Source organism: Pseudomonas sp. St386, from assembly GCF_018325865.1.
In the GTDB taxonomy this organism is placed as follows: domain Bacteria; phylum Pseudomonadota; class Gammaproteobacteria; order Pseudomonadales; family Pseudomonadaceae; genus Aquipseudomonas; species Aquipseudomonas brassicacearum.
The window spans coordinates 2,776,140-2,802,036 of record NZ_AP021900.1; the positions used below are offsets into that span (position 1 = coordinate 2,776,140).

General features: G+C 61.2%; 21 protein-coding genes and 1 pseudogene. 14 read left to right on the plus strand and 8 right to left on the minus strand.

Features of this window, described 5'->3' with window-relative positions:
- The 3 genes and pseudogenes from KI235_RS12310 to KI235_RS12320 form a co-directional block, all read left to right on the plus strand.
- Nucleotides 1–408 (plus strand): VOC family protein, encoded by a 408-nt coding sequence (locus tag KI235_RS12310; RefSeq protein ID WP_003200614.1) that lies wholly within the window; start codon nt 1–3, stop codon nt 406–408.
- A 258-nt stretch (nt 409–666) separates the two neighbouring features.
- A complete protein-coding gene (locus tag KI235_RS12315) occupies nt 667–2,409 on the plus strand; it encodes an OPT family oligopeptide transporter (RefSeq protein WP_013693002.1) in 1,743 nt (580 codons plus the stop codon).
- A gap of 125 nt (nt 2,410–2,534) precedes the next feature.
- A pseudogene (locus KI235_RS12320) lies at nt 2,535–2,654 on the plus strand (LysR family transcriptional regulator); the annotation flags it as partial.
- 131 nt (nt 2,655–2,785) lie between these two features.
- Here the strand turns inward: KI235_RS12320 and KI235_RS12325 are convergent.
- Complete coding sequence (locus KI235_RS12325) at nt 2,786–2,926, minus strand: hypothetical protein (RefSeq protein WP_155252598.1); 141 nt, start codon at nt 2,924–2,926, stop codon at nt 2,786–2,788.
- Nucleotides 2,927–3,462: 536 nt separating this feature from the next.
- Between KI235_RS12325 and KI235_RS12330 the strand changes: the two genes are divergently transcribed.
- Together KI235_RS12330 and KI235_RS12335 are read left to right on the plus strand one after the other, a co-directional pair.
- Nucleotides 3,463–4,680 carry a substrate-binding domain-containing protein gene (locus KI235_RS12330; RefSeq protein WP_167331289.1) on the plus strand — a complete coding sequence of 406 codons (1,218 nt, stop codon included), beginning with the start codon at nt 3,463–3,465 and terminating at the stop codon, nt 4,678–4,680.
- On the plus strand, nt 4,668–7,691 hold the full coding sequence (locus KI235_RS12335; RefSeq protein ID WP_027912379.1) for an EAL domain-containing protein: 3,024 nt from the start codon (nt 4,668–4,670) through the stop codon (nt 7,689–7,691). The genes KI235_RS12330 and KI235_RS12335 overlap by 13 nt, the downstream gene beginning before the upstream one ends.
- A 96-nt stretch (nt 7,692–7,787) precedes the next feature.
- Here KI235_RS12335 and KI235_RS12340 read toward each other — a convergent pair whose 3' ends face one another.
- The gene (locus tag KI235_RS12340) at nt 7,788–9,560 is read right to left on the minus strand and encodes an acyl-CoA dehydrogenase C-terminal domain-containing protein (protein ID WP_003200624.1); all 1,773 of its coding nucleotides are present in this window, start codon (nt 9,558–9,560) and stop codon (nt 7,788–7,790) included.
- 156 nt (nt 9,561–9,716) lie between these two features.
- Nucleotides 9,717–11,339 carry an acyl-CoA synthetase gene (locus tag KI235_RS12345; RefSeq protein WP_003200626.1) on the minus strand — a complete coding sequence of 541 codons (1,623 nt, stop codon included), beginning with the start codon at nt 11,337–11,339 and terminating at the stop codon, nt 9,717–9,719.
- A 238-nt stretch (nt 11,340–11,577) separates the two neighbouring features.
- On the opposite strand from KI235_RS12345, the gene KI235_RS12350 reads away from it, so the two are divergent.
- Nucleotides 11,578–13,863 (plus strand): PAS domain S-box protein, encoded by a 2,286-nt coding sequence (locus KI235_RS12350; RefSeq protein ID WP_003200628.1) that lies wholly within the window; start codon nt 11,578–11,580, stop codon nt 13,861–13,863.
- A 4-nt stretch (nt 13,864–13,867) separates the two neighbouring features.
- Nucleotides 13,868–14,503 (plus strand): response regulator transcription factor, encoded by a 636-nt coding sequence (locus KI235_RS12355; protein WP_013693007.1) that lies wholly within the window; start codon nt 13,868–13,870, stop codon nt 14,501–14,503.
- A 9-nt stretch (nt 14,504–14,512) separates the two neighbouring features.
- Here KI235_RS12355 and KI235_RS12360 read toward each other — a convergent pair whose 3' ends face one another.
- Both KI235_RS12360 and KI235_RS12365 read right to left on the minus strand, forming a co-directional pair.
- Nucleotides 14,513–15,133: a TetR/AcrR family transcriptional regulator gene (locus tag KI235_RS12360; RefSeq protein WP_180988338.1), complete on the minus strand. Its 621-nt coding sequence runs from the start codon at nt 15,131–15,133 to the stop codon at nt 14,513–14,515.
- The gene (locus tag KI235_RS12365) at nt 15,120–15,971 is read right to left on the minus strand and encodes a 3-hydroxybutyryl-CoA dehydrogenase (RefSeq protein WP_212795764.1); all 852 of its coding nucleotides are present in this window, start codon (nt 15,969–15,971) and stop codon (nt 15,120–15,122) included. Before KI235_RS12365 ends, KI235_RS12360 begins: the two co-directional genes overlap by 14 nt.
- A 203-nt stretch (nt 15,972–16,174) precedes the next feature.
- Here KI235_RS12365 and KI235_RS12370 point away from each other — a divergent pair, with 203 nt between their 5' ends.
- Entirely contained in the window at nt 16,175–17,188 is a 1,014-nt protein-coding gene (locus KI235_RS12370) for an AraC family transcriptional regulator (protein ID WP_212795765.1), read from the plus strand.
- On the opposite strand, the gene KI235_RS12375 is transcribed toward KI235_RS12370, so the two are convergent.
- The 3 genes from KI235_RS12375 to KI235_RS12385 form a co-directional block, all read right to left on the minus strand.
- The gene (locus KI235_RS12375) at nt 17,127–17,945 is read right to left on the minus strand and encodes a LuxR family transcriptional regulator (protein ID WP_123350814.1); all 819 of its coding nucleotides are present in this window, start codon (nt 17,943–17,945) and stop codon (nt 17,127–17,129) included. The genes KI235_RS12370 and KI235_RS12375 overlap by 62 nt on opposite strands.
- Nucleotides 17,946–18,025: 80 nt before the next feature.
- Entirely contained in the window at nt 18,026–18,610 is a 585-nt protein-coding gene (locus KI235_RS12380; RefSeq protein WP_003200640.1) for an aminodeoxychorismate/anthranilate synthase component II, read from the minus strand.
- Complete coding sequence (locus KI235_RS12385) at nt 18,607–20,076, minus strand: anthranilate synthase component I family protein (protein ID WP_003200642.1); 1,470 nt, start codon at nt 20,074–20,076, stop codon at nt 18,607–18,609. The genes KI235_RS12380 and KI235_RS12385 overlap by 4 nt, the downstream gene beginning before the upstream one ends.
- Nucleotides 20,077–20,733: 657 nt before the next feature.
- On the opposite strand from KI235_RS12385, the gene KI235_RS12390 reads away from it, so the two are divergent.
- From KI235_RS12390 to KI235_RS12415, 6 genes are read left to right on the plus strand one after another with little or no spacing between them, the layout of a single operon-like run.
- Nucleotides 20,734–22,086: a phenylacetate--CoA ligase family protein gene (locus KI235_RS12390; RefSeq protein WP_003200644.1), complete on the plus strand. Its 1,353-nt coding sequence runs from the start codon at nt 20,734–20,736 to the stop codon at nt 22,084–22,086.
- Between the two features lie 8 nt (nt 22,087–22,094).
- Nucleotides 22,095–22,640 (plus strand): hypothetical protein, encoded by a 546-nt coding sequence (locus KI235_RS12395; RefSeq protein WP_003200646.1) that lies wholly within the window; start codon nt 22,095–22,097, stop codon nt 22,638–22,640.
- Between the two features lies 1 nt (nt 22,641).
- Nucleotides 22,642–23,325 (plus strand): iron-containing redox enzyme family protein, encoded by a 684-nt coding sequence (locus KI235_RS12400; RefSeq protein WP_003200648.1) that lies wholly within the window; start codon nt 22,642–22,644, stop codon nt 23,323–23,325.
- Nucleotides 23,326–23,328: 3 nt separating this feature from the next.
- Complete coding sequence (locus tag KI235_RS12405; protein ID WP_003200650.1) at nt 23,329–23,940, plus strand: flavodoxin family protein; 612 nt, start codon at nt 23,329–23,331, stop codon at nt 23,938–23,940.
- A gap of 5 nt (nt 23,941–23,945) precedes the next feature.
- Complete coding sequence (locus tag KI235_RS12410) at nt 23,946–24,851, plus strand: DMT family transporter (RefSeq protein WP_013693009.1); 906 nt, start codon at nt 23,946–23,948, stop codon at nt 24,849–24,851.
- Nucleotides 24,838–25,722, plus strand: a complete 885-nt coding sequence (locus KI235_RS12415) for an alpha/beta fold hydrolase (RefSeq protein WP_003200653.1) — start codon at nt 24,838–24,840, stop codon at nt 25,720–25,722. The genes KI235_RS12410 and KI235_RS12415 overlap by 14 nt, the downstream gene beginning before the upstream one ends.
- The last annotated feature ends 175 nt before the right edge of the window (nt 25,723–25,897 follow it).

Sequence of the window (25,897 nt, forward strand, 5' to 3'; positions counted from 1 at the left end):
ATGAGAATCATTCCTTACCTGACCTTCAACGGTAACTGCAAGCAAGCTTTCGCCTTGTATAAGGAGGTACTGGGCGGCGATCTGTTTTCCATGTCTTTTGCCGAGGCCCCCGAGGAAACCGGGATGCCCAAGGATCCCAACCTGATCATGCACACTTGCCTGACCGTCGGCGCTTTCAGCCTGATGGCCTCCGACTGCCCACCGGGCCAACCGTTTCGCAAGCCGCAAGGCGTGTCGGTTTCCCTCAACGTCGACAGCGTGGAGGAGGCCGAGCGGCTGTTCAATGGTTTGAGTGCAGGTGGCAGCGTGTACATGCCCCTGGAGAAGACCTTTTGGGCGGAACGTTTTGCCATGTTCGAAGACCGTTTCGGGATTGCCTGGATGGTCAATTGCGAGGGGGAAAAATAAGTCGAGCGCAGCCCACGGATGGACGACTTGGGTGAGCACGCTCCAGGGTTTGCCTCTGTCGGGTGAACCTTGCGCCAATACTGCGTTCACTTATTGAGTTGCCGTTTCAAGTGGTCCTGTGGGAGCGAGCTTGCTCGCGATGGCGGAGTGTCAGTCTCTATCTCTGTAACTGATCCACCGCTATCGCGAGCAAGCTCGCTCCCACAAGGGATCAGTCTAAATCCGGCGGCTGCCCTCCAGTGCCGATAAGGATTTCGCATGCATCCAACCTCGTCCACATTCCCCTTGAACGCCGCCGTCGAACGCGAGCTCAGTCCACGTGCGGTCAGTACGGGAATCGTCCTCGGTATCCTGCTGACACCTTCCAATGTCTATGCCGGGTTGAAGATCGGCTGGTCGTTCAATATGTCGATCATTGCCTTGCTGGTTGGCTATGGCATCTGGCAAGGCTTGGCGAGTCGATCGGTGGGTCGGCTGCCCTGGACACTGCACGAAAGCAACATCAACCAGACCGTGGCCTCTGCCGCTGCGTCGATCATTTCCGGTGGGCTGGTCGCGCCCATCCCGGCCTATACCTTGCTGACCGGCCAGCAGTTGGACGCCATTCCCATGGTGGCCTGGGTCTTTTCGGTGAGCTTCCTGGGGATTTGGATTGCCTGGTACCTGCGCCCCTCACTGCTCAATGACAAGGCGCTGAAGTTTCCCGAGGGCATGGCGACCCTCGAAACCCTGCTGCATATCTACAACCACGGCCACGAAGCTGCGACGCGCTTGAAGGTGCTGCTCAGCGCCGCGTTGCTGTCCGGGCTGGTCAAGGCGGTCGACACGTTCATGTGGACCATCCCGCGCTGGTCTCCGAGCGCCCAACTGGAGCGCCTGACGTTTACCGCCGACCCTTCGCTGTTGTTAGTGGGGTTTGGCGGAATCATCGGTATTCGCGTGGGCCTGACCCTGCTGCTCGGTGCCTTGCTGGCGTGGGGCGGGTTGGCGCCGTGGCTGCTGGCGCAAGGCTTGGTGCGGTTGCCGCACGGCGGCAGCGGTCCGCAGTTCGCTGCGTTGGTGGAGTGGTTGCTCTGGCCGGGGGTGAGCCTGATGGTCTGCTCGACCCTGGCCTCGTTGGCGATTCGCTTGTGGGCATTGCATCGGTCCACCAAGGCGGGCGGCGGGGCGATCTGGACGATACCCAAGCCTGGGCCTGCCGTCGGTTTCGTACTGTCGATCATCCTGGTGGTGAGCCTGCAAGTGCTGTTGTTCGGCATCAATCCGTGGATGGCCTTGTTGACCATTCCCTTGGCGATCTGCCTGGCGGCGGTGGCCGCCCGAGTGGTCGGCGCCACGGGCATTCCGCCGATCGGGGCCATCGGCCAATTGTCCCAGTTGAGTTTCGGCATCGTCGCCCCGGGGCAGGTGCCGATCAACCTGATGAGCGCCAACACCGCCGGTGGTTCGGCCGGGCAGTGCACCGACTTGATGAACGACTTCAAGGTAGGCCGGGCGATTGGTGCCACGCCGCGCAAGCAGTTGATCGCCCAGACCCTGGGGATTTTTGTCGGTAGCATCGTCGGGGTGTTGGCTTACCTGGCCCTGATCCCGGACCCGCAAACCATGCTGCTCACCGAAGAGTGGCCGGCCCCGGCGGTCGCTACCTGGAAGGCTGTGGCACAAACCTTGACCCTGGGCCTGGATTCATTGTCTGCGAGCATTCGCTGGGCGATTTTCATCGGCGGCCTGGTCGGCTTGTTGTTGGGAATCCTCGACAGCCTGCTGCCGGCGCATCGGGCTCGCTACCTGCCAAGCACGGCGGCCTTGGGCCTGGCCTTCGTCTTGCCGGCCTCGGTGTCGCTGATGATGGCCCTTGGTGCGGTGCTGACGTGGCTGGTGAGCTGTCGTTGGCCGAGCCTCACGGAACGTTTCGCCATCACCGCGGCGGCGGGGTTGATTGCCGGGGAGAGCATTACCGGGGTGGGGGCGTCGTTGTGGCAGATGCTTGGGAATGGGTGAGATGGAGTAACTATCGACGGTTGGGGTCCGTCAATGCGATGGGCGCGCTTCAGAGAGGTGTGTATATCCGTTACCGCGGCAACGGATATACACACACCTAAGCAGCAAGCCTGCCAAGCCGTCCGGTTCAGGTCTTCCCTGCGGACAGGCGGGTCAGCCCCGCGGCCAAGTTTGTCGGGGACGCCTTCATCGAGATTGCCGCCGATCTGGTCGAGCGCAAGATTTGGGCCGGACACATGCTCTGAGCAAGGGGTTGTGTTGCCAATTGGCTCCCCATCAATCGGCCGGTTCAAGGCGCGGTGGGCAGCCCCAAGACCACTCAGTCCACGAAAGCTGGGTGGTTTTGGTTTTTTCGTTGTCGACGAGGGTCAAATTGCTAAGGCTGGGCTGCGGTCTTGGTGGAGACAATCTTGCCGTAACCTTCTACCGGCAGCGTCTCATGGACCACCAAGGTACGTTCTTTGCGACACTTGAACTTCACCCCTTTGCGCGGCGCCATGACTCTGGCCGTCTCCATGCACATTGCCTTGGAAGCAAAGGTTGGCCCTGGTTGTCGTTCATCGACACAGCCTTCGAAGCCACTGCAGATCGTCATCACAACAAAATAAACAGTCATCATCTCGGTGTTGCTCCATTGAGTGATGCGATTGATTACTTCCTGTAGTCCAGGTCGGTGGCCTAAACGTTTTGCGGGGTTGCTTGCGGATGATGAGCTTCGATTTGAACCCCCAGCAATGGCGCATTGGTACCGTGCGTCGGGAAACCGTCACTGTATTAATTTATTTTTATTAGGTAGGTTTTTATGCCAATAAGTTGGCGCCATGGCGGCTGTAGTAGACGCTTTGAGGAGCGGTCGGGATAGCCTGCAGGCACCGATATTCAGGCGTTAAAAAGGAAAGGGGTGGGATAAAGGGAAATGCCGCTCAGTTAAGAAACGAAACCTGTGGGAACGGGCTCGCTCCCGCTGGAAATTCCCTTTACCCACAAAGGAGCTGATGGCAGCAGAACCGACTATTCTTTCGGAACACTGCATTCTTGGCAAAAAGGGACGTCATGCCAGACATTGATCGCACCACCGGCCCCAGACACGGCATCACATGCGGTGATCGAACCTGTTCGATTGGGCCCAGGTTAGTAAGGCCCTGGCGACTGCGAATGGCCTCAATAGCGGTTTCCTGTGTTTTCATGGCCACTTCCGGATACGGTCAGGACCTGCCAACCGCAGCGGGTCTCGAAAAAGCCACGGTCACGGTTATTCAAGCGCAGGAAATCGTTTCCAAGGCCACCCTCGGTGCCGTTCGCTGGAGCGGCCCTGAATCTGGCCCGCAAGCCCAGCGGGGCAAGAACATCGCGCTTGTCGCAGAAGATTTGCGTAACGGAGGCATTGTCGGTGTCGCGCAGGGTGCCCGGGAGGCCGCCAGCGCGTTGGGCTGGACGCTGAAGATATTCGATGGTGCCGGCTCATCGGCCGGACGCGCAAAGGCGTTCTCCGATGCCCTGGCTGCGAAGCCCGACGGCCTTATTCTGTGTGGCTCCGATGCCCTTGAGAACAAGGCGGCGCTGCTGCTCTTCGCCAACAAGGAGGTACCGGTGGTTGGCTGGCACGCCGGAGTACGCCCGGGGCCGATTGACGGTACGCCGGTGGCCATGAACGTCACCACCGACCCGCTTGAAGTGGCGCGCCTCACGGCCATGGCGGCAGTGGCGCAGTCAAACGGACGCGCCGGCGTGGTCATCCTGACCGACTCCAAGTACAGCATTGCCATGGCGAAAGCCAAGGCCATGGAAGACGTCATTCGGGCCTGTCGTGAATGTACGTTGCTGGAGGTGCGCGATGTGGCGATCTCCGAAAGTGGCGAGAAGATGCCGGCGATCACCAAGGAACTGCTTCAGCGCTATGGCAAGCGCTGGACCCATACGTTGGCCATCAACGACATCTATTTCGACTACTCGATTGCCTCGCTGACCAGCGCCGCCATACCCAGTGATGGCATCAGTCTGTTGTCTGCCGGTGACGGCAGCGCTTCGGCTTTCTTGCGCATACAGGCAAAGACCTACCAGACCGTGACTGTGGCCGAGCCGCTCAACCAGCACGGCTGGCAAGTGATGGATGAATTGAACCGGCTGTTTGCAGGTCAGCCAGTGAGCGGCTTCGTCGCGCCGATTCATTTGGTCAATAACGACAATATCGCCTTCGATGGCGGGAAAAAATTCCAGTACGATCCTGACAATGGCTATCGAGACATCTATCGCCACCAATGGAATCCCTGACGTTGGATATGACTTCCCGGTTTGGACGCCAGCTCTTGCCACAATCGCTGCGCGCACAATTCACCCTGGCGTTCCTGACGCTGGCGCTGCTGATCCTGGCAGGCGGTGCTACGGCGGTCTACGCGCTGCGCACCTCAAACAGCGCCACTCGCCAGTTGACGGATGAACGACTGGTCCGCATGCAAAATGGGCAAGACATGGTGCAGCGCACCTTGCTGATCGAACGCCAGACCGACCAGCTTCTGACAACCCGTTCCTCCGACATCCTGCGCTCAAGCTATGCGGCGACCGTCGAACAGCTTGAAGCGCTCGATCAACTGGTGCAGCAACTGACTGCCGCAAACAGTGGCGTGGCGATACTCGATATGCATCAGTCGAGTCAGATGTTCCGCAATACCGCCAACATCGTTGCGCAACTGCGAGAAAGCCTGCTGCAAACCGAGGTCACCTTCGAGCAGACCCTGGAGGACCACACCGCTCGATTGACGGCGACCAACACCCGGGCCAGCCTGGAGCTGGCGGTGCTGCTTTTCGATCTGCCGCAGGCGGTTGACAGTGAGGCCGTGCAACGGCTGCGGGCCCGATATGAGCGCCTGCCACGCACCGCAGGCGCGTTATCCGACGCTGACGTGCAGACGCCGGATCTCTTCTCCCTGCGCCAGACGCTCATCGATCAACATAACGTCCTGCAGCGCTTCAACGAGCAACTAAAGAACGAGGCCGGGGGCCTCGTCGCGGTGGCCCGTACGCAATCGAGCGCCTACACCCAGGACTATCGCGAAGCGGTGCAGCGTCTGGTCGAGGCCTCGAATCGCAGCCAGCAATGGGTGCTGATCATGTTGGGCGCCAGCCTGGTGTTCGCCTGGTTCGTGACCCGGGTTTTCATGGGCCGTCATGTGCTCGTGCGCCTGAATGAAATTAGCCGGCAATTGCGTCAGGAACACACGGACAAAACGCATTTGCTGATGGCCGACCATGGGAAGGACGAGATCGGCAACATGGCGCGGGCGGTGAATCAATTTCTCGAAGACCGGCTTCAGCTGGAGAAAAGAACGGCTCAATTGAGTATCGCCACAGAGCGGCTCGCCGTGCAAAACGACCGATTGGAACAAGAAGCGATCATCCGTACCGGGCAAGGTCATGTCCTGGAACTGATCGCCAGGAGCACCGAGCTTACAGAAGTGCTCGACAGCCTGGCCCACCTGGTCGAGTCCCAACTGGAGGGCATGAAGGTCTCCATCCTGCTGCTGGATGAGGAGGGTAAACACCTGCTGCACGGGACTGCACCCAGTTTGCCGAAAGCCTATTGCCAGCTCATCGACGGAATTGAAATCGGTCCGAACGTCGGTTCATGTGGCACCTCGGCGTATCGACGAGAGCCGGTCATCGTCACGGACATCGAGCAGGATCCACTATGGGAAGCATACCGTTCACTCGTTGCGCCCTATGGGTTTCGCGCCTGCTGGTCGACGCCGATCCTGTCCCATGAGCGAAAGGTCTTGGGTACGTTTGCCTTGTATGCCAACACCGTGCGCAGCCCCAGCGCGGCCGAGACGCAACTGATCGACCTGGCGACACCGCTTGCCGGCATTGCGATAGAGCGCCAACTGACCGAAAAGCGCATTCGCTTCATGGGCGACCATGACGCACTGACCGGGCTGCCGAATCGCACGCTGCTCGAAGACCGCCTCAAGCAGGCGATGCTTTATGCCCAGCGCTACAACCGGCTGGTGACAGTGGTGTTTCTCGACCTGGACAAGTTCAAACTGGTGAATGACAGCCTTGGGCACAGTGCCGGGGACGAACTGCTGAAAACCGTCGCCCAGCGCCTGCTGGGGTGTGTGCGGCGTACCGACACTGTCGTGCGACTGGGTGGCGACGAGTTTGTGATCATCCTGTTCGACCAACCCTCGGACCTGGACGGCGTGACGCCAGTCTTGCACAAAATCCAGGAAGCCATCCTGCGGCCGATTCAACTCGGCGGCCATACGCTTCACGTCACCTGCAGCATGGGACTGGCCACATATCCGGCCGACGGCAGCGATACCGACACGTTGCTCAGCAATGCGGACGCCGCCATGTACCGGGCCAAGGAGCTGGGGCGCAACAGCTTCCAGTTCTATACGAGCGAGATGAATAACAAGGTCCAGGGCAAGCTCGCCATGCAAGATGGGCTGCGAAGCGCACTCTACAACGACGAGTTCCTGTTGTTGTACCAGCCACAAGTGGATTTGCAGTCAGGCCAGATCATCGGCGTGGAGGCATTGATCCGTTGGCAGCATCCCGAGCTGGGCATGGTCTCTCCCATCAAGTTCATTCCCCAGGCCGAAGAGACCGGGCTGATCGTACCCATCGGCGACTGGGTGATTCATACAGCCTGCAGACAGAACAAGGCGTGGCAGGATGCCGGCTGGCCGCCGATCACCATGTCGGTGAACATCTCGGCTCGCCAGTTCATCGAAAGGGACCTGATCGACCGGGTGATGCATGCCTTGCAGGAAACCGGATTGGACCCGATGTACCTCGAGCTGGAGCTGACCGAAAGCCTGATCATGCAAGACCTTCAGCAAGCCATCAGCAAAATGAAGGCCCTGCAAGCCATGGGGATCAGCCTCTCGATCGACGACTTCGGCACCGGCTATTCCAGCCTCGCCGCATTGAAAAGCTTCCCGATCGCGAGGCTCAAGATCGACCAGTCTTTCGTGCGTGATCTACCTGACAACGAGAACGACAAAGCCATCGCCACCGCCGTGATTTCGTTGGGGCACAAGCTGAATCTCAAGGTCATTGCCGAGGGGGTCGAAACCGAGGAGCAACAAACCTTCTTGCGTGATAACGGCTGCGATGAAATCCAGGGGCACTTTTTCAGCAAGGCGGTCAGCGCGGAGGAAATCAGCCGGTTACTGCGTACGTCCGGAGTGTCTGAACCAAGCCGCCTTGCCAGCCCTGGTTCGGTCAGGCAAAAAAAACGCGAGGTAAAACGCCCGAGCGGTCCAATGTCCGGGCGTTGATGACGCAGCGTGCGCTAGCGCGCTGCTGTGCCGGCCAAGCCTGCAATCAGGCGCGAACACCCACACGGGTGTGCAGGTGTTCGGTGTTATCCAGCCTCAGAACTGTTCGGGTTGCAGTTGCAACAATGACGGGCTGCCAGCGCGGATGCTTTGTTCCAGGCTGAGGATGCGCGGTAGCAGACGGCTGAAGTAGAAGCGCGCGGTGCCCAGCTTTGCACCATAGAACGCAGGGTCTGTGGCGTGTTGGTGTTCGGCTGTCTGGGCCATGCGTGCCCACATGTACGCGTAAGCGACGTAGCCGAACAGGTGCAGGTACTCGACGCACGCGCTGCCGATGGCGTGGGGATCGAGGCTGGCCTGTTGCTGCAGCCAGTCGCTGAGGTTTTCCAGGCGTTGCACGGCGTCCAGCAGCTCGGCGGCATAGGCGGCGCCGGGCAGGTAAGCGAAGTCACGGATCTGAGTGGTGAACAGCCGCAGGGCCACGCCGCCGTTGCCCACTACTTTGCGCCCCAGCAGATCGAGGGCCTGGATGCCGTTGGTGCCTTCATAGATTTGAGCGATGCGCACATCGCGTACCAGTTGTTCCTGGCCCCATTCGCGGATGTAGCCGTGGCCGCCGAATACTTGTTGGCCATGGATGCAACTGTCCAGGCCGGTGTCGGTGAAGAACGCCTTGGCCACTGGCGTCAGCAGGGCCACCAAGGCTTCGGCGTCGTGTCGCTCCTGGGAGTGTTCGCAGAACTTGGCCAGGTCCAGTTGCTGGCCGACGTAGCAGGCGAAGGCCCGGCCGCCTTCGGTCATGGCCTTCATGCTGAGCAGCATGCGGCGCACGTCGGGATGGACGATGATCGGGTCGGCGATCTTGTCCTTGGCCTGGGCGCCTGCGGGGGACCGGCTCTGGATGCGTTCCTGGGCATAGCGGCGGGCGTTCTGGTACGAGGCTTCGGCACAACCAATACCCTGGATGCCAATGGATAGCCGCTCGTAGTTCATCATGGTGAACATCGCCGCCAACCCCTTGTTGGCCTCGCCGATCAGCCAGCCACTGGCACCGTCGAAATTCATCACGCAAGTGGCCGAGGCCTTGATGCCCATCTTGTGTTCGATCGAACCGCAGCTGACGGCGTTGGATTCCCCCAGCATACCCTGTGCATCAACGTGGATTTTCGGCACCAGGAACAGCGAGATGCCCTTGGGCCCGGCGGGCGCATCCGGCAGCTTGGCCAGGACCAGGTGAATGATGTTTTCCGTCAGGTCCTGCTCACCGCCGGTGATGAAGATCTTGCTGCCGGTGATCTGGTAGCTGCCATCCGCCTGGGGTTCGGCGCGGGTGCGAATGATGCCCAGGTCGGTGCCGGCATGGGCCTCGGTAAGACACATTGAGCCGGCCCAGCGACCCTCATACATCGGCGGCAGGTACAGCGCCTTGAGTGCTTCGCTGGCGTGGGCGTCGATGGCCAGGCAGGCGCCGGAACTCAGCGCCGAGTACAGGGCGAAGCTGGAGTTGGCGGCGTAGAGCATTTCTTCGAACTGCACGGCGAGCATCTTTGGCATCCCCATGCCGCCATAGGCCGGGTTGCCGCTCAGGCCAACCCAGCCGCCGTCGATGTAGGTCGAATACGCGGCCTTGAAGCCGCCCGGTGTGCTGACCTGGCCGTCGTGCCACTGGGCACCTTCCTCGTCGCCGCTGCGGTTGAGTGGAAAGATCAGGTTATGGGTGACCTTGGCGGCTTCTTCGAGAATCGCATCGGCGGTGGCGGCATCGACAGTATTCGCCAGCGCGGGCAGGCGGGCCCAGAGGTTCGGTGCGTTGAAGACTTCGTGCAGGACAAAACGCATGTCGCGCAACGGGGCGTTGAATTCGGGCATTGCAATGAGCCTCATGCAAGGAAAGGAGGTTGGATGGCCGCAGTTGCGCGGATCACGATCCCAGGCCCCGCTGACGTGCGGGTGCTCGCCGGCCCACGAGACGGCCGGTGAGACGCCGGGGCTGTCAGCGATACCTGGGTTTTTTTGGCGTTCGGGCTAGAGATTCTTCGCCATGTCGCGCAGTACGAACTTCTGGATCTTGCCGGTGGAAGTCTTGGGCAACTGGGTGAAGACCACCGTGCGTGGCACCTTGAAACCTGCCAGGTGCTCGCGACAGAAGCTGATGATCTCGGCTTCGTGCACCTCTTCACGGTCGGATTTCAGGGTGATGAAGGCGCAGGGGGTTTCTCCCCATTTTTCGTCAGGACGGGCCACCACGGCGGCTTCCAGAACCGCCGGGTGTCGATAGAGCACGCCTTCCAGCTCGATGGTGGAGATGTTCTCGCCACCGGAAATGATGATGTCCTTGAGCCGGTCGCGGATTTCCACATAGCCATCGGCATGGGTGACGGCCAAGTCGCCGGTGTGGAACCAGCCGCCTTCAAAGGCTTCGGCGGTGGCGCTGGGGTTCTTCAGATAGCCCTTCATCACGGTGTTGCCGCGCATGAAGATTTCACCGATGGTCTGGCCGTCATGAGGTGTCGGTTCGAGCGTCCTTGGATCGGCCACCATCAGCCCCTCCAGGGTGGGGTAGCGTACGCCTTGGCGAGCCTTGATCTGGGCTCGCTGCTCCAGTGGCAACTCATCCCAGGCCGCGTGCCAGGCGCAGAGAGTCACCGGTCCGTAGACCTCGGTCAGACCGTAGACGTGGGTGACCTTGATACCCATTTCCTCGACGGCGCCAATCACCTTGGCCGGTGGTGCCGCTCCTGCAACCATGGCACTGACCGGATGGTCGATCGCGGCCTTGGCCGAGTCGGGCATGTTCACCAGGGCGTTGAGCACAATGGGCGCACCGCAAAGATGGGTGATCTGATGCTCGCGAATCAGGTTGAGGATTTTTTGCGGATCGACCCGGCGCAGGAACACATGGACGCCGGCCAGGGCGGTCACGGTCCAGGGGTAGCACCAGCCGTTGCAATGGAACATCGGCAAAGTCCAGAGATATACCGGGTGATTGCCCATGGCCCACGTCATCTGGTTGCCCAGGGAATTGAGGTAGGCGCCGCGGTGGTGATAGACCACGCCTTTGGGGTTGCCCGTGGTGCCAGAGGTGTAGTTCAGGGAAATGGCCTGCCATTCATCGTCTGGCCACTGCCAGGCGAAGTTCGGGTCGCCCTCGGCAAGAAACGCCTCGTAGTCCAGTTCACTGTTTGCCTGGCCTTCGCCGTACTCCGGATCGTCAAGGTCGATCACCAGGGGCGGGTGGTCGAGCATGCCGATGGCTGCTTGCACCACGTCATGGAACTCACGGTCGGCGATCAACACCTTGGCTTCGCCATGGGCCAGCATGAATGCGATGGCCTCGGCATCCAGGCGTACGTTGAGGGCATTGAGCACCGCTCCGATCATCGGCACACCAAAATGCGCTTCAAGCATGGCGGGAATATTCGGCAGCATGACCGCGACCGTGTCGTTTTTACCGATGCCGCGTCCGGCCAGGGCTGAGGCGAGGCGCCGGCAGCGGCTGTAGGTGTCGGCCCAGGTGCGCCGGATCGAGCCGTGGATCACGGCCGGGTAATCGGGATAGACGCTTGCGGTGCGCTCGATGAAGCTCAGGGGTGTAAGGGCGATGTGGTTGACGCCAGTTGGCGCAAGACCTTGCTCGTAGATGGACATGGCTGGGGTACCCGGTGGCTGATTATTAGCTCTATTGGCCGAGGTTCTCGTGGTCACGAGCTGCCGGTGCTAGCTGAATCGCAATGCGATTGTCGGCAGGCGCGTTCACCACAGAAAAGCTCGGTGACTTATCCGGGGGAATTTATATACTGTTTGCCGATTGATATGGAAGTACTACCTGAGTTGTATAGTATATGTACCATATGTTGCTGATCCTCTTTTTACGACAGGTTTTCTGATGATCTCCACCTCCGTTCGCTTGCACGGCTGGTTGCGCCTGCAACGTGAAGGCATGGCCCTGGCGGCTTGCGCCGATGCCCTTTGCCGGGCCTTGCAGGACTGCGCGCAAATCCGCCGGGCGGTCTACCTGAGCTGGCATGCGCCAAGTGGCATCTATCGGCATGAAGGCCGTGCCCGGCATTTGCCGCCGGGCTTTGGTGAGGCTTTGCAAAGCAGTGACCGGGCGCTTTTCCAGCGCTTGCAGGACGAGGGACGATTGGAGCTGGCTCAGGTGCGTCAGCTCGATTGCTGGCTGGCCGGTCGTCTGCGTCGTGCGTCCCTCGAGCATGGCCAGGTCCTGGAGTTGGCCCTGCAGCCGGGGCAGCAAGGCTTGCTGTTGGTTGAGCTACAGCCGGAAGTGGGCCAGGACTGGCTGGTGGCCGTGCACGAATTGCTGAATCTGCTGTTGGCCAGTGTCGGTGGCCAGTTGCGCGATTCGCCGCTGCTCGGCCATGACCCGCAGCCAAGTGCATTGCTTGATTCGCGAGGCCGACCGCTGGAGCTCAATGAGGCGCTGATGGCGCTGCTCGAACAGCTGTCGTTGGTCGATGCTTCGAGCCTGTTGCCGGTCAGCCACTCGCACCTGGTGCAGGCCTGTCTGGCCCAGCAGCGAGCCATCGAGAACGTGGAGGTGCAGGTTGCCGAGCAGATCCTGATCTGGACGTTCATTCCCGACCCCAAGGCCAATCGTGTGCTGGCCCGGTGTCGCCAGGCCACCGCGCAGATCCTCGCTGAGCGCGAGTCGGCCAAGGCGCGGCGCCTGTACCGGCTGATCACCGAAAATACCACCGACCTGATTTCCCGCCATACCCCGGACGGCTGCTTCCTTGATGCGTCACTGGCTTCTTGGACCTTGCTTGGTTACTGGCCGCAGGAGCTGCATGGGCGTCGGGCCCACAGCCTGTTTCACCGACAGGACCAGGCTAGCCTGATGCAGCGCACCCGCGATGCCCTGGAGCTGGACGGCTATCACACCATGACCTACCGCATTCGCCATCGCGACGGCCATTACTTGTGGTTCGAGACCGCGTGCCGTGCCATTCGCGAAACCTACACCGGCGCGGTGGTTGAGGTGATCAGCGTGTCGCGGGACATCACCGCCCGGGTCCAGGCCGAAGAAAACAAGCGCCGTTTGGCGGAGGTGGTGGAAGCCAACACCGACCCGGTGCTGTTCATCCAGCCCGATGGCGCGGTGACCTACCTCAATCCGGCGGCGCGCCGCACCCTTGGACTGGATGCGCAACACAGCCTGCCTACGCTGGATGCCTTTCTCAGCGCCGAGGTGCTGGCCAGCCTGGAACAGGAAGGGTGGGATTATGCCGAGCGCAGCGGCCGCTGGAGCATCGAGGCTCGCCTGCAACCGCCGGCCGGAGGGGCTTCGGTGCCGGTGTCGTTGATGCTTCTGGCCCATCGCGCGGCCAGTGGCGAGCGTTTCTATTCGCTGGTGGCTCACGACCAGTCCGAACGAGAGTTGCGTGAAGCCCAGCAGCGTCATCATCAGGACGAACTGGCCCACACCGCGCGCCTGGTGACCCTTGGTGAACTGGCCTCGGGCATTGCCCATGAGATGAATCAACCGTTGGCGGCGGTGGTCAATTATGCCAACGCCAGCCAGCGCTATTTGCAGGCCCTGGGCAGTCATTCCGAGGCCGCCGAGAAGGTAGCCCAGGGGCTGGAGCGGATCGCCGTACACGCCAATCACGCATCGGAGGTGATCAAGCGCCTGCGCGCCTTTCTGCGTAAAGGTCGCCGCCGTATGGAGGCCTTGGACCTCAGTGAAGTTGCCCGGGCAACCACGCGCCTGTGCCTCTGGGAAGCGAACAGTTGCCAGGTGGAGATCGTGGAGCGGTTGCCGGATAATCTGCCGCTGGTCTACGCCGACCGGGTGCTGCTGGAGCAGGTGCTGCTCAACCTGCTGCGCAACGCCATCGAGGCCAATCGCGAGGCCCATCCCGGCCTGCCGTCGCAGATCGTCCTGGCGGTCGAGCCTGGGGCCGACGGCGGGGTGCAGGTCAGTGTCAGCGACCAGGGACACGGTGTGCCGACGGCGCAACTGGAGCAGATCTTCACCCCGTTCTATTCCAGCAAGGTCAACGGCCTGGGGTTGGGGTTGTCCATGAGTCGCAGCATCATCGAAGGTTTTGGTGGCGAGTTGCAGGCCCGGCCCTTGGCCGTGGGCTTGCAGATGCGCTGCAACTTGCCGGGGCCGACCCTGGCCGGCTTGGCCCGACAACAAGAGGAGTAAGGCAATGGTGAATGTGGCGGAGCAGGTGGTGTATGTGGTCGACGATGACCAAGGCATGCTCGACTCGACGGTCTGGCTGCTGGAGTCCGTGGGCCTCAAGGCCCTCTCGTTCACCAGTGGCCGGGAATTTCTCGAGGCCTGCGACAACCCGCTCAATGGTTGCGTGCTGCTGGACGTGCGCATGCCAGGCATGGGGGGGCTCAACGTGCAGGAAGAGATGCGCAACCGTGGGCTGCGCCTGCCGGTAATCTTCGTCAGTGGGCATGCCGATGTGCCGATTGTGGTGCGGGCGTTCAAGGCCGGGGCCCATGATTTCATCGAAAAGCCCTACAACGAACAGTTGCTGCTCGACAGCGTGCAACAGGCCTTGAGCCTGGCCGACGACAGCCAGACCGTCAGCGCAGGCCTGGCGCGGGTGCAGGCCCGGCTCCAGAGCTTGACCCCGAGGGAAAATGACGTGTTGCTGCCTCTGGTCCAGGGCTACACCAACCGGGAAATCGCCGAGCAGCTTGGGGTCAATGTCAGGACCATCGACCTCTATCGTTCCCGTGTCATGAAGCGCATGGAGGCCGAGAACTTGCCGCAGCTGGTGGGCATGGCGATTGTCGCTGGCCTGGTCGACCCGTTGCAGTTGCGCTGAGGGCTTGGCTCAAGCCGTGGTGACAGACAACGTTGCTTCGGCTGCGACTTTGGAAGCCAATACCCGTTCTATGGCCCCAGCGAGCAGGCTCTCCAGCAACTCATCGTGCTCGTGTTGCTCCAGAGGCTGGTGCGCCAGCCAACTGGGCGCGCTGTTGAGCAGGGTGGCAATGGCGTGGCCGGCAGCGGCTAACGCTTGAGAGGGGAGACGCCGAGCAGGGCCCAGCATCAGCAACAGCCGCCGTTCGTAGTGTTCGCGTAAATACCGTACTCGCAGTTGCTGCTCGACATTGAGACAACCGCTGTCGCGCTCCGCCAGGCGAAAATGCCAGGGCATCTCCCGGTGCAGCTTGAGGTGGGCGCGGATCAACCGTTGCAGGTTGCCGCGCTTGTCCCGGGGTTGCTGTTCAATGCGCCCGAGGGTGGCCAACAGCTCCTCGAAAAACTCCTCGATCAGATCGGCCAGCAGGTGCTGCTTGCTTGGGTAATGGTGATACAGCGAGCCAGGTGTCAACCCCAGGTGGCTTGCCAGCTCCCGCATGCCAACCTGGCCGAAGCCCTTGTTGGCGAACAGCTCCAGGGCCTTGTCCCGGCTCTCGGCGAAGCGCGAGCAGCGCTCAGCCATAGGCATGGAAACCCCGCCCGGACTTGCGTCCCAGATAGCCGGCGGCGACCATTTCCTTGAGCAATGGAGCCGGGCGATATTTGCTGTCGTTGAAGCCTTCGTAGAACGCCTCCAGGATTGCCAGCAAGGTGTCCAGGCCGATCAGGTCCGCCAGGGCCAGCGGTCCGATGGGCTGGTTGCAGCCCAGGCGCATGCCCGCGTCGATATCTTCGGCGCTGGCCAGGCCTTCCTGGAAGACCAGGATGGCTTCGTTGATCATCGGCACCAGGATCCGGTTGACTACGAAGCCCGGACGGTTCCCGGCGGTGATCGCGGTCTTGCCCAGCCGTCGGGCCATTTCCAGGGCCATGGCGTGGGTTGCGTCGTGAGTCTGCAGGCCACGAATCACCTCGATCAGGCCCATTACCGGCACCGGGTTGAAGAAGTGCAGGCCGATAAAACGTTCTGGATGACTGACGCCGGCAGCCAGTTGAGTAATCGATAGGGAGGAGGTGTTGGACGCGATCACGCAGTCGCTGCTGACTTGAGTGGCGACCTGTTGCAGCAGTCGCAGTTTCAGCTCGAGGTTCTCGGTGGCGGCTTCGATCACCAGTTGTGCATCGGCCAGGCTGGCGTAGTCGGTGCTGGTGCGGATCTTGTCCAGGGCGAGATGTTTCTGCGCTTGGCTCAGGGTCTGCTTGGCGATTTTCCGATCGAGGTTCTTGGCCACGTTGGCCAGGGCTTTTTCCAGGGCGCTGGCGGAAATGTCCAGCAAGGTCACTTCGAAACCGGCCAGGGCGCAAACCTGTGCTATGCCGTTGCCCATGGTGCCGGCGCCGATCACGCCGATTGTCTGCAGATGCATGTGGAGTGTTTCCCTTTTTTTGCGCGCCCCAGCGAGCAGCCACTGGCTGGCCCTGGACGCGGTCCGCTGGAGGGGGCTCGACAGATGGTGTGCCGTGCCCCTTAATGCCGCCAGTCTAGAGGCCGCCGTTGGGTGGGCCTATGCCATAACTGCTCAGCGATGCTGGCGTTTTTTGCCATCCGGGAAGTGGGGAAACTGGGTTTATGCGGGAAAAGGATTCGGTCGCGGTCTACTTCGTGCACACCATGATCCACGCGTTGCGGGAACAGCCTCAACGGCTGGCGGCGATACTGGCCGAGGCCGGCATCGACCCGGCGTTGCTGGGGCAGCCTGAGGCCCGGGTTTCAGCGAGCGCTTTTGCTGCTTTGTGGCTGATCCAGATTCGCGAACTACAGGACGAGTTCTTCCAGCTGGATTCCCACGGCATGCCGGTCGGCAGTTTTGCCCTGATTTGTCGGGGATTGATTCAGGAACCCGACCTGGGCAAGGCCTTGCGCCAGTGCCTGGGTAACTTCGGGTTGTTCCTGAGGGACTTTCGCGGCAGCCTCAGTGTGCGCGGCAAGCGGGCGGTGATCAGTCTGCAGACGTGCTCGGCGGATCCGGATGCCCGCCGTTTTGGTGAGGAAACCTTCCTTGTGCTGATGATCAGCCTGCTGTGTTGGCTGGGCGGGCGGCGTATTCCCATCGATCGCGCGGACTTTCGTCAGTCGCGCCTGGCCCTCAGCGACGATGCGCTGCTCTGGGGGCCCAACCTGAGCTTTGGCGCCGAGCGCACGGAAATCGAATTCGCCAGCCGCTACCTGCGCTTGCCAGTCGTCCAGGACCTGGCCTCCCTCAAGGTATTTCTGCGCAGTGCGCCGCAATGGCTGGTAATCCGTTTTCGCAATCAGCATGGCCTGGCTACGCGGCTTCATCAGTGCCTGCGCCACAGCCATTACAGCCAGTGGCCGACCCTGGAAGCCTTTGCCAGTGACTTGCGGATGAGCCCCAGCACCTTGCGTCGACGCCTGGAGCGTGAAGGAAGTTCGTTCCAGGAAATCAAGGACGAGGTCCGCCGTGGGCTGGCCGTCGAGCTGCTGCGCCAGCCCGGCAGCAGCATCAGTGACATTGCCGAACAGACCGGCTTTCAGGAGCCCAGCGCCTTCCATCGTGCCTTCAAGAAATGGACCGGCGAAAGCCCCGGTCGCTATCGTGCACGCTTCCAGCGGTCGGCATGACCAGCCCACAGGCCACCGCAGCACTGACGGCCTGCTGGCGGCTTACCGAACCCAGCTTGCGTCGGGCATTGAGCAGGTGGAAGTCGATGGTGCGTTCGGAGCAGGTCAGGATGTGGCTGATTTCCCAAGTGGTCTTGCCTTCGCTGGCCCAGTACAGGCAGTCCATTTCCTTGGGCGTCAGGTCCTGGCGCGGTTGGGCAGGCCGCTGCAACTGATGTCGTATCCCGGCGAGCAGGTAGGGGATGAGCATGAACAGTTGGTAAACGGCGGGGTTGGAAAAACCCTTTTGTTCGGTGATCTGTGTGTCGTCGAAGGCCACGCTCAGTGTTCCCCTGAGCATTTCGTAGCGCAGCGGGATACTCACGCCGCTGCGCAGGCCGTGTTGCTCGCGTTGCTCCCAGAAGTGCCGGGAGCGTCCCCGGGCGCGCCGTCGCTCGCTGTCCCAGAAAAACGGCACCAGTTCGCGTCGACAGTGCCTGAGTATCGGGTCGATCTCGATCAGCCCGTCACAGCGGTAGTGTTCCAGCCAGCGTTTGGGAAAGGTGGTGATGAGGCCGGCCAGAGGGTCGGTATCCCTCGGCGCTGCCGGCCCCAGGCTGATGAGGTAGCTGCCGAAGCCGAGTTGGCGCAGCACTTTGTTCAGCAGGCGCTCCCAATCGCAACGGTTGGCATCCTTGGCGAGGCTCGTGAAGGCGGTCAGCGTAGCGGCACGCTCGGCCTGGGTCCGGCCGCAGGCGGGGGAGTGGTGTTTGTCCATAAACGGATCGCTCTAGTTGTAGCAGGAATGAAGCAGTCGCAGTACGGGGAAGGAAGGGGCGCATGCCCCTTCCGGGAGGATCACTTGTGCACGTGACACCGGATGAAACTGCGGAACAGGTCCAGGCCGTTTTCGGTGAGGATGCTTTCAGGGTGGAACTGCACGCCCTCCACCGGCAGGTGGCGATGGCGCACGCCCATGACATAGCCGTCGTCCGTGGATCTGGACGTGATCTCCAGGCAGTCGGGTAGCGGCTGCTCGCTGATCATCAACGAGTGGTAGCGGGTCGCCCGAATCGCATGTGCCTGGGTGTGGTCATAGACGCCCTTGCCATCGTTCTCGATCGTGCTCACCTTGCCGTGCATCACGTGTGGGGCCCGGCAAACCTGGGCACCGAAGGCCAGGCCGATGGCCTGGTGACCCAGGCACACACCCAACAGCGGCAGGCGCCCCTGAAAGTGCCTGATCACTTCGATGTAGCCCACGTCGGCCGGATGCCCAGGCCCAGGGCCCAGCACGCAGAAATCCGGCGAGAACGCTTCAATGCGCTGGATGAGGTCCGGTACGTCGTGGCGCTCGACATGGGTTTCCAGCCCCAGTTGTTCCAGGTACTGGCTGATGATGAAGACGAAGCTGTCATAGGCGTCGATCAAGAATACTTTCACAGTGCGATCTCCTGGCCGGTCACTGCCCGGTAAACGGAACCCATCTTGTACAGCGTCTCTTTCCACTCAAGCTCTGGCACCGAATCGGCTACCACCCCGGCGGATGCACGCAAGTGGTATGTGCCCTCGTCGAAGACCGTCGAGCGAATGCACAATGCGGTGTTGACGCTGCCATCGAAACCGACCAGGCCAAGGGCCCCGGCATAAATGCCCCGGCGGTTGCTCTCCATTCCCTCGATCAGCTCCATCGCCCTGACCTTGGGCGCGCCGGACATGGTGCCTGCGGGGAACGAAGCCTTGATCACGTCGTAGGCATCCAGGCCTGGGCGCAGCAAGCCGCGAACGTTCGACACCATGTGGTAGAGGTGCGAATACTCTTCCACCAGCATGAACTCATCGACCTCCAGTGAACCCGCCTGGCACACGCGACCGATATCGTTGCGACACAGGTCGATGAGCATCAGGTGTTCGGCGCGCTCCTTCTCGGAGCGGGTCAGCTCCAGGACCAACTGAGTCGGATCGACGCCAGGCTTCTTGCCCACGGTGCCGGCGATCGGGCGCATCTCGATCAAGTCGTCCTTGATCCTGACGAACAGCTCGGGGCTGGCGCCGATCAGGTCGATACCACCTACGTGAGCCAGGTACATGTAAGGGGAAGGGTTGCGCAGGCGCAGGTTCTGGTACACATCGAACGGTGAAACCTGCGAGCGGATGCGAATCTCATGGCCGAGCTGGATCTGGTAGACGTCGCCGGCGCGGATGTGCTCCATCGCCACTTCGACACGCTCGACGAATTGCTCCGGGGTCACCGTGCGCTCTTCCTCGAAGCCCTCGGGGTACGGTAGCGGAGCCAGCGACTCGGCTGCCGGGGTTGTGCTCAGGAAGGGGTAGTCCTCCAACGTACGGGGCGACCAGAGATCGTGGTTGTTGATCAGGGTTTCGACGATGCCATTGCTGTGGAAATAAACCAGGGTCTGATAGACCGACAGGGCAATGAGCGGGTAGTCGTAGGTCTGTTTGGCCAGATCGGGAAGTCGCTCGATCAGGCGAACGCAGTCGTAGGAGAAATAGCCGAAGAAGGCCAGGCTGGAAGGGGCATTGGCCGCCGGCTGGAACGTTGCCTGGATCGCCCGGAGCAGGTTCCACGCCGACTCGCTGTCGGGTAGATGGATCTTGTGTTGCGGGTCGACCTGCATGCCCGCTTGCCGCAGGCTGGCGGACAGATGTTCACACAGGGCGGCGCAGCCTCGCAGTTGGGCCTGGCCCTCATTGATACACACTTCGAAAAGCGGTTCGAGCCCGATGATCGTCGCCCGGCGATCACGGCTTGGGCCGGACAGTGATTCAAGAATGAAAACAGACTCGCGACCCAGTTGTTCCAGTGCATTTGCATATATGCCAAGTGCATCCGTAGGTCGACGTTCTTCGCGGCGAAGAACATTCACGCCAATTAGATTTTTATTCACGGTTAATACCATATTCAAGGTGTAACGATTCAGGCGCTCGATTAAGAGAGCGCCACGGGAATATAAAGCGCGCAGGCACTTTAAATGCGTGTTGACGGATGTTCTGAATAGACGGGGCGGACGCTGTTCATGTCGCGCGCACTAAAAAGCTCGCAATGGATTGCAGCCAATTGTTGCGCAGGGCACAAGGCGCGAGCGCCTTCGATTTCAGAGGGGAAAGATCAGGACGTTGCTGACAAGCAGCAGACAGGCTCCGGTCTTCGCTAGATTAGCGACGCCAGATATTGCTTTTGAAGATGGCCAGAATGGCCCGGGAACAGCTGTCGGGATAGCTGTGGGAGGAACTGATAGCAGAAAGGTGATAGTACATTTTTAGACATCCCAGTCTTGGCTAAGCACTGCGGGAATAATTGGCAGTGCGGCGAAATTACCAGCGTGCCCTGGGGCTGTCAACTGCTGAGGGAATATTAATATTTCATTCATTTCTGAATGTCGACGAGGCGAAGAGCTATCCCTACGCGTATGTAACCGCGCGTGCTTTTAACAAGAAACTCGTGCGCGCACAACTGCGAGATAGCGCAGCTGGGTATTTGTAAGTTCTGTTACTAACGTAGCGGCCGTTGAGTTCCAGTAACCCATCAAACCTGAGCGGCTGAAATGAAAGAGCATTTAGAGACATTCAAGAAGCGGTACGATCCGATTCATCATGCCTATTGGACCGACGTCCTCAGCGACACCGAGCTGGCGGCCTGGCACCAGGCACAGTTGCGGGAAGTGGTCGGCCACGTGAAGCGGTCCTCGCCGTTCTACTCCAGGCACCTTGCCCAGGTCGACGAGCGTTCGCTGACCTTGGATGACCTCGCCACCCTGCCATTCACGACCAAGGATGATCTGCGCGAAGCAGGCTTCGACATCTTGTCCGGTCCGCTGGAAGACAGCATCTTCTATTACGAGACCACGGGGACCACCGGGCCCGCCACGCCATGCCCACGGGACCGCAAGGAAAGCTACGCGAGCAATCGCCAGCTGGCGATGGCCTACCAGGCCGTGATCGAAAAGCATTTCCCGGGCGAAAAGACCGTGGTCGGCATCATGGGACCTACCGAGGTCCATTCCTTCGGTGACACCCTGGGTGATGTCTGCACCCAGCTCGACCTGTGCAACGCCAAGATCTGGCCGCACTCACCGGTGATCGGCTGGCCCAAGGCACTGCAACTGCTCAAGGACCTGCGGATCGGTGTGCTCGCATCGGCGCCGGGGCTGTTGCTGGCCATGGCCAAGGAAGCCGAGCGCCAAGGCTTGAACCCACGCGAGGACTTCGCCCTGCGCGCATTCATGATGAGCGGCGAACTGTGCACCCCTGCATTGAAGAACAACCTCTACAGCCTGTGGGGCGCGCAGGCCTACAACAGCCTGTATGGCTCCCAGGAAGCGATGATCATCGCGGCCTGCAACGCCAACGACCAGTTGGTGCCGCATCGCCTCAACTACATCATCGAGGTGCTCGATCCCAAGTCCGGGGAAAGCCTGGGCTGCACCGGCGACGGTGAGTTGTGCGTGACCATGCTGATCCCTGGCAGCAAGCCGTTGATTCGCTACCGCACGGGCGACCTGGTCTCGATCCAGTCGCGCCCCGGCTATCCGCAATCGATGCGCCAGACCGTCAAGGTCGTCGGTCGGGTGAAGGATGCCGTGCAACTGAACGATCGCGCCTTCTCGGCCGCACAGATCGAGCAGGCGCTGCTTGAAGGCGTCGAACAATGCCTGGGTTACCAGATCATCCTCAGTCGCGCCAATGATCGCGACACCGTCATCGCCAAGCTGGAAATGTCGCGCTTCTTCGAAGGCGATCGTGGGCGTCTGGTGCTGCTGATCAAGGAGCGCCTGCGCGAACGGCTGGGGGTCGATGCGACGGTCATGGTGGTGGGCGATCTGGCCGAGCATGTGAACCTTGGCAGTTGGTTCAGCTGGAAAGAAGCGCGCATCGTCGATCAGCGTCAAGGCCAGTGAGGTCAGCGATGAGCCTGTCTGTTCGCGTGATCGACAACGCCAATGAACTGTTCGAGTCCGTCCGGCAACTCAGGAGTCGCTACCTGGGGACCAACCCGGCACGGGAGGATGACTTCGAGCGCAGGGAGCAGGTGCGCGACGCTTTGTCCTATCACCTGGTCTACCTGGACAAGGACGAAGTGGTCGGGACGTTGCGCGTCACCCCGCTGGGTCATGGCCTGAGCTTCGTCGAGCGAGCGGTCGACGTGCAGGCCTATTTCGAACAATCGACGGATGCCTTCGATGCCAATCGCCTGGTGCTGGACGAGCGATACCGCGGCGGTCGGCACCTGCGCATGTTTCTCCTGCAAGCGGCCATTTGGCTGAAAGCCAACACCCACCTGCGATTTATCTCGGCACTGTGCCGCGGCCAATTGGCTGCGCTCTATGTCGGCCTGGGCGGGCGCGTGCTGGTGGATGACGTTACCTGGACCGGGGAACAGGTCGAGCGGCGCTACAGCCTCGTGTACCTGGAACTCGAAAGTGTTTACCTCAATGTTAAAGGAGCCAATTGAAATGCAAGCATTCTTCAAGGAACTCGACGCTATCGTCGACGCAGGCTGGGCCCAGATCAAGCAGGGCGCCTACTGGAAATTCAGCCTGGACAACCCGACGCCGCCAGCCCTCTACCAACAGCTCATGCTGCAGGTCTACCACTACACCCGCTACAACTCGGTGAACCAGGCCGCCTGCGCCTTCAGTGCCGATCCAGAGGAAACGACGCTGTTGCGCTTCGTCTACAAGCACGCCCTGGAAGAGCTGGGCCACGAGCGCATGGTGCTGCGTGACCTGGAGTCGGTCGGGCTGCTGCCGCAAGCCATGCCGGCGCCCCTGGCGCCGACTCAGGCACTGATCGCCTTTCTCAACGATGTGGCTATCCGCAAGGGGCCGATCGCTCGCCTGGGCTACAGCTACTGGGCCGAGGACGTCTACGAGCACATCCAGCCGATCCTGGAACGGTTCCGTGCCGACCTGGGCTTGAAGGATGAGCAGATGACCTTCTTCGTCGCCCACTCGACCATCGACGAGAAGCACGCCGAGGAAGTGCGTATGGCGATGCAGCGTGCGGTGAAGACCGAAGAAGATCGTCGTCAGATCAAGGAAGTGGCACGCGTCACGCTGTGGCTGACCGGGCAGTTGATGGAAGAGGCTTTGCGCGCCTACCTGGCTGGCGAAGAAGGGTTGCGGGAGGCGTCCTGAATCATGAATCTGACCATCATTGTCGGGTCAAGCCGACCTTGTGGTGTCAGTGCACGGGTGGTGGCGCTGGTGCGCCGCCACCTGGGCGAGGAGGTCGCGGTCGATGACATCTGGCTCAAGGATTACCGGATCGATTACTGCGACGCCGACAACGCCTGTTCCGACCAGGACTGCCAAGTGCAGGACGACGTCGGGCAGTTGGTGGCGCGGCTGGACCGCGCCGATGCGGTGCTCTATCTCCCCGTCATGCATGCCTATGGCACCAACAGTCGCTTCCAGGCGTTTCTGGAGCGGGTCGGCTATGGCTTCCTGCGGCCACGGGAGCGTCCGCTGCGCGACAAGCTCGCGGCGATTGCGGTCGTCGGCCGACGCTATGGACACACGGCGGTTTTCTCCCAGGTCGCGCTGAATGTCCTGCTCAACAAAATGATTCTGGTCGGCTCGGGATTTCCGCCGTGCTTCCAGACCCAACTGGCCCACGATCCTGAAGCGGAACAGGCCCTGCGCGAGACATTGGACCGGCTCTGTGAGCATCACTGTCGACTTAACCCCCCAGCCCTTGCGACAGGCAAGCCGGAAAGAATCCTGCGGCCCATTCAATTTCAGAAGGGATAACTGTCATGCCATTGAAAGATTCATTGCTCGCGCTACTGGTCGCGTTTCTCTGGGGCGCGCAGGTTACCGCAGTGAAAATCGGCGGCGCCGAGTTGCCGCCTATCCTCATGGTCGCCATGCGCTACGCGATCATGGCGCTGTTTCTCCTGCCGCTGCTCAAGCGCGTCAAGCGTGAACAGTTTGCGTCCGTGACCCTGGTCGCCACGATTACCGGGACCTTGCATTTCGGTTTGCTGTATTGCGGTATCGCCCGGGTAGACGCCTCTACCTCGGCGATCATCTATCAACTGGCGGCACCGTTTACCCTCGTCCTGGCATTCGCGTTACTGGGGGAAGTCCTGAAACTGCGACTCCTGGCGGGCATCCTGCTGGCGTTCGCCGGCGTCCTGGTGCTACTGGCTACGCCATCGGCGGGCGGGACGTTTATCGGCATGTTGCTGGTGGCGCTGGCGGCCTTGGCATTCGCTGCCGGGTCAGTGTTGACCAAACGTCTCGGGCCCCTCGATCCGCTGGCCTTGAGTGCCTGGACGGCGGTCATCGCCGCACCGCAACTGTTGCTGTGGTCCTTCGTTCAGGAAGGCGAGCAATGGACACGCGTCTACACGGCCAGCGCCCAGGCGTGGTGGGCGGTGCTCTACACCGCGCTCAGTGGTGGTCTGCTGGGGTTCGGCCTGTGGTTCTGGTTGCTCGGCCGCAACTCGATGCAGCAATTGAGCCCGTACCTGCTCCTGGTGCCGGTATTCGCGATCGCTGTCAGCCAGGTCATGCTCGCCGAAGGTTTCAGCCAGCGCCTGGTGATTGGCGCCGTGTTGACGCTGTCAGGTGTGGCGCTATGCCAACTGCGCCTGCCGGCAAGATTCTCCCTCAAGGCGGCTAGCAAAGGACAAGGGGTGGCGGATGAACCGCGTTGATCGACTGCTGCTCGGCACTTTGCGCCTGGTCCACCGCTGGCAGTTCGGTTTGAAGCTGCGCTGGCACAGCGGTGCGCATGGACGCCTGGCCTATCTGCAAAGCCCTGCACGGCAACAGCGGACGACACTGGTCATGCTCCATGGCTTGGGCGCCAGCAAGGATCAGTGGGGCCCTGCGATGCTGGGCATGGCGCGCCATCACCATTGCGTTTTCGTCGACTTGCCGGGGCATGGCCAATCCGTGTACGAGGCGGGTGCCGGCTTTGGACCCCAGGCAATGCTGGCGGAGCTCGAAGGCTTGCTGGAAACGCTCGTCGAGGGGCCCTTCGTGCTGGTCGGCAGTTCTTTGGGCGGGTGCGTGGCCGGGCTGTATGCCGCCAAACACCCGCAGCGTGTCAGTCACCTGGTCTTGCTGGCGCCTGCCGGTCTGGGCGAGCAAACGCTAGGCCCCACATTGAAAGCCGGCCTGCAAGGGGCGGGGACGGTGTTTGGCTATCGTACGGTCGAGGAGATGAAGCGCTTCTGGAGCCTGGTATTCAAGGCGCCGCCCGAGGTAGGAGGGCGCTTGGCCCAGGCCATGGCGGCCAGCGGCAAATCGAGGTTTGCCACGGTGCAGCGGGTCGTCGAGGATTTTCGACGCGAAGGCCTGGACGTGCTGCTCGAACGGTTGCCACAGATTGCTGCCAAGACGCTGGTGATCTGGGGGCGGCACGACCAGGTGTTTCTGCCAGCGACCCTGGATAACCTGCTCCAGCAACTGCCCGATGCACGCGGCGAGTTCATCGAGGACTCCGGGCATGTGCCCTATCTTGAACGGGGTGCCGATGTGGTGGCGGCCATCACGCGGTTCATTGCAACGTCCAGGGGTTAGGAGGATTGGATCAAAGCCTGGCCGCCAAAGTCCCCTTTCTGACCTCCCATAGCCTCAACAGCCGGGTACCGCTGCCGTAACGTGCACTTGACTGCGCACGCAGAGGGAGCGTCCTGATGAATCGTAGAACCTTTATGCTCGGCACCGCAGGAGTGGGTGCATTGATGGTCGGGGC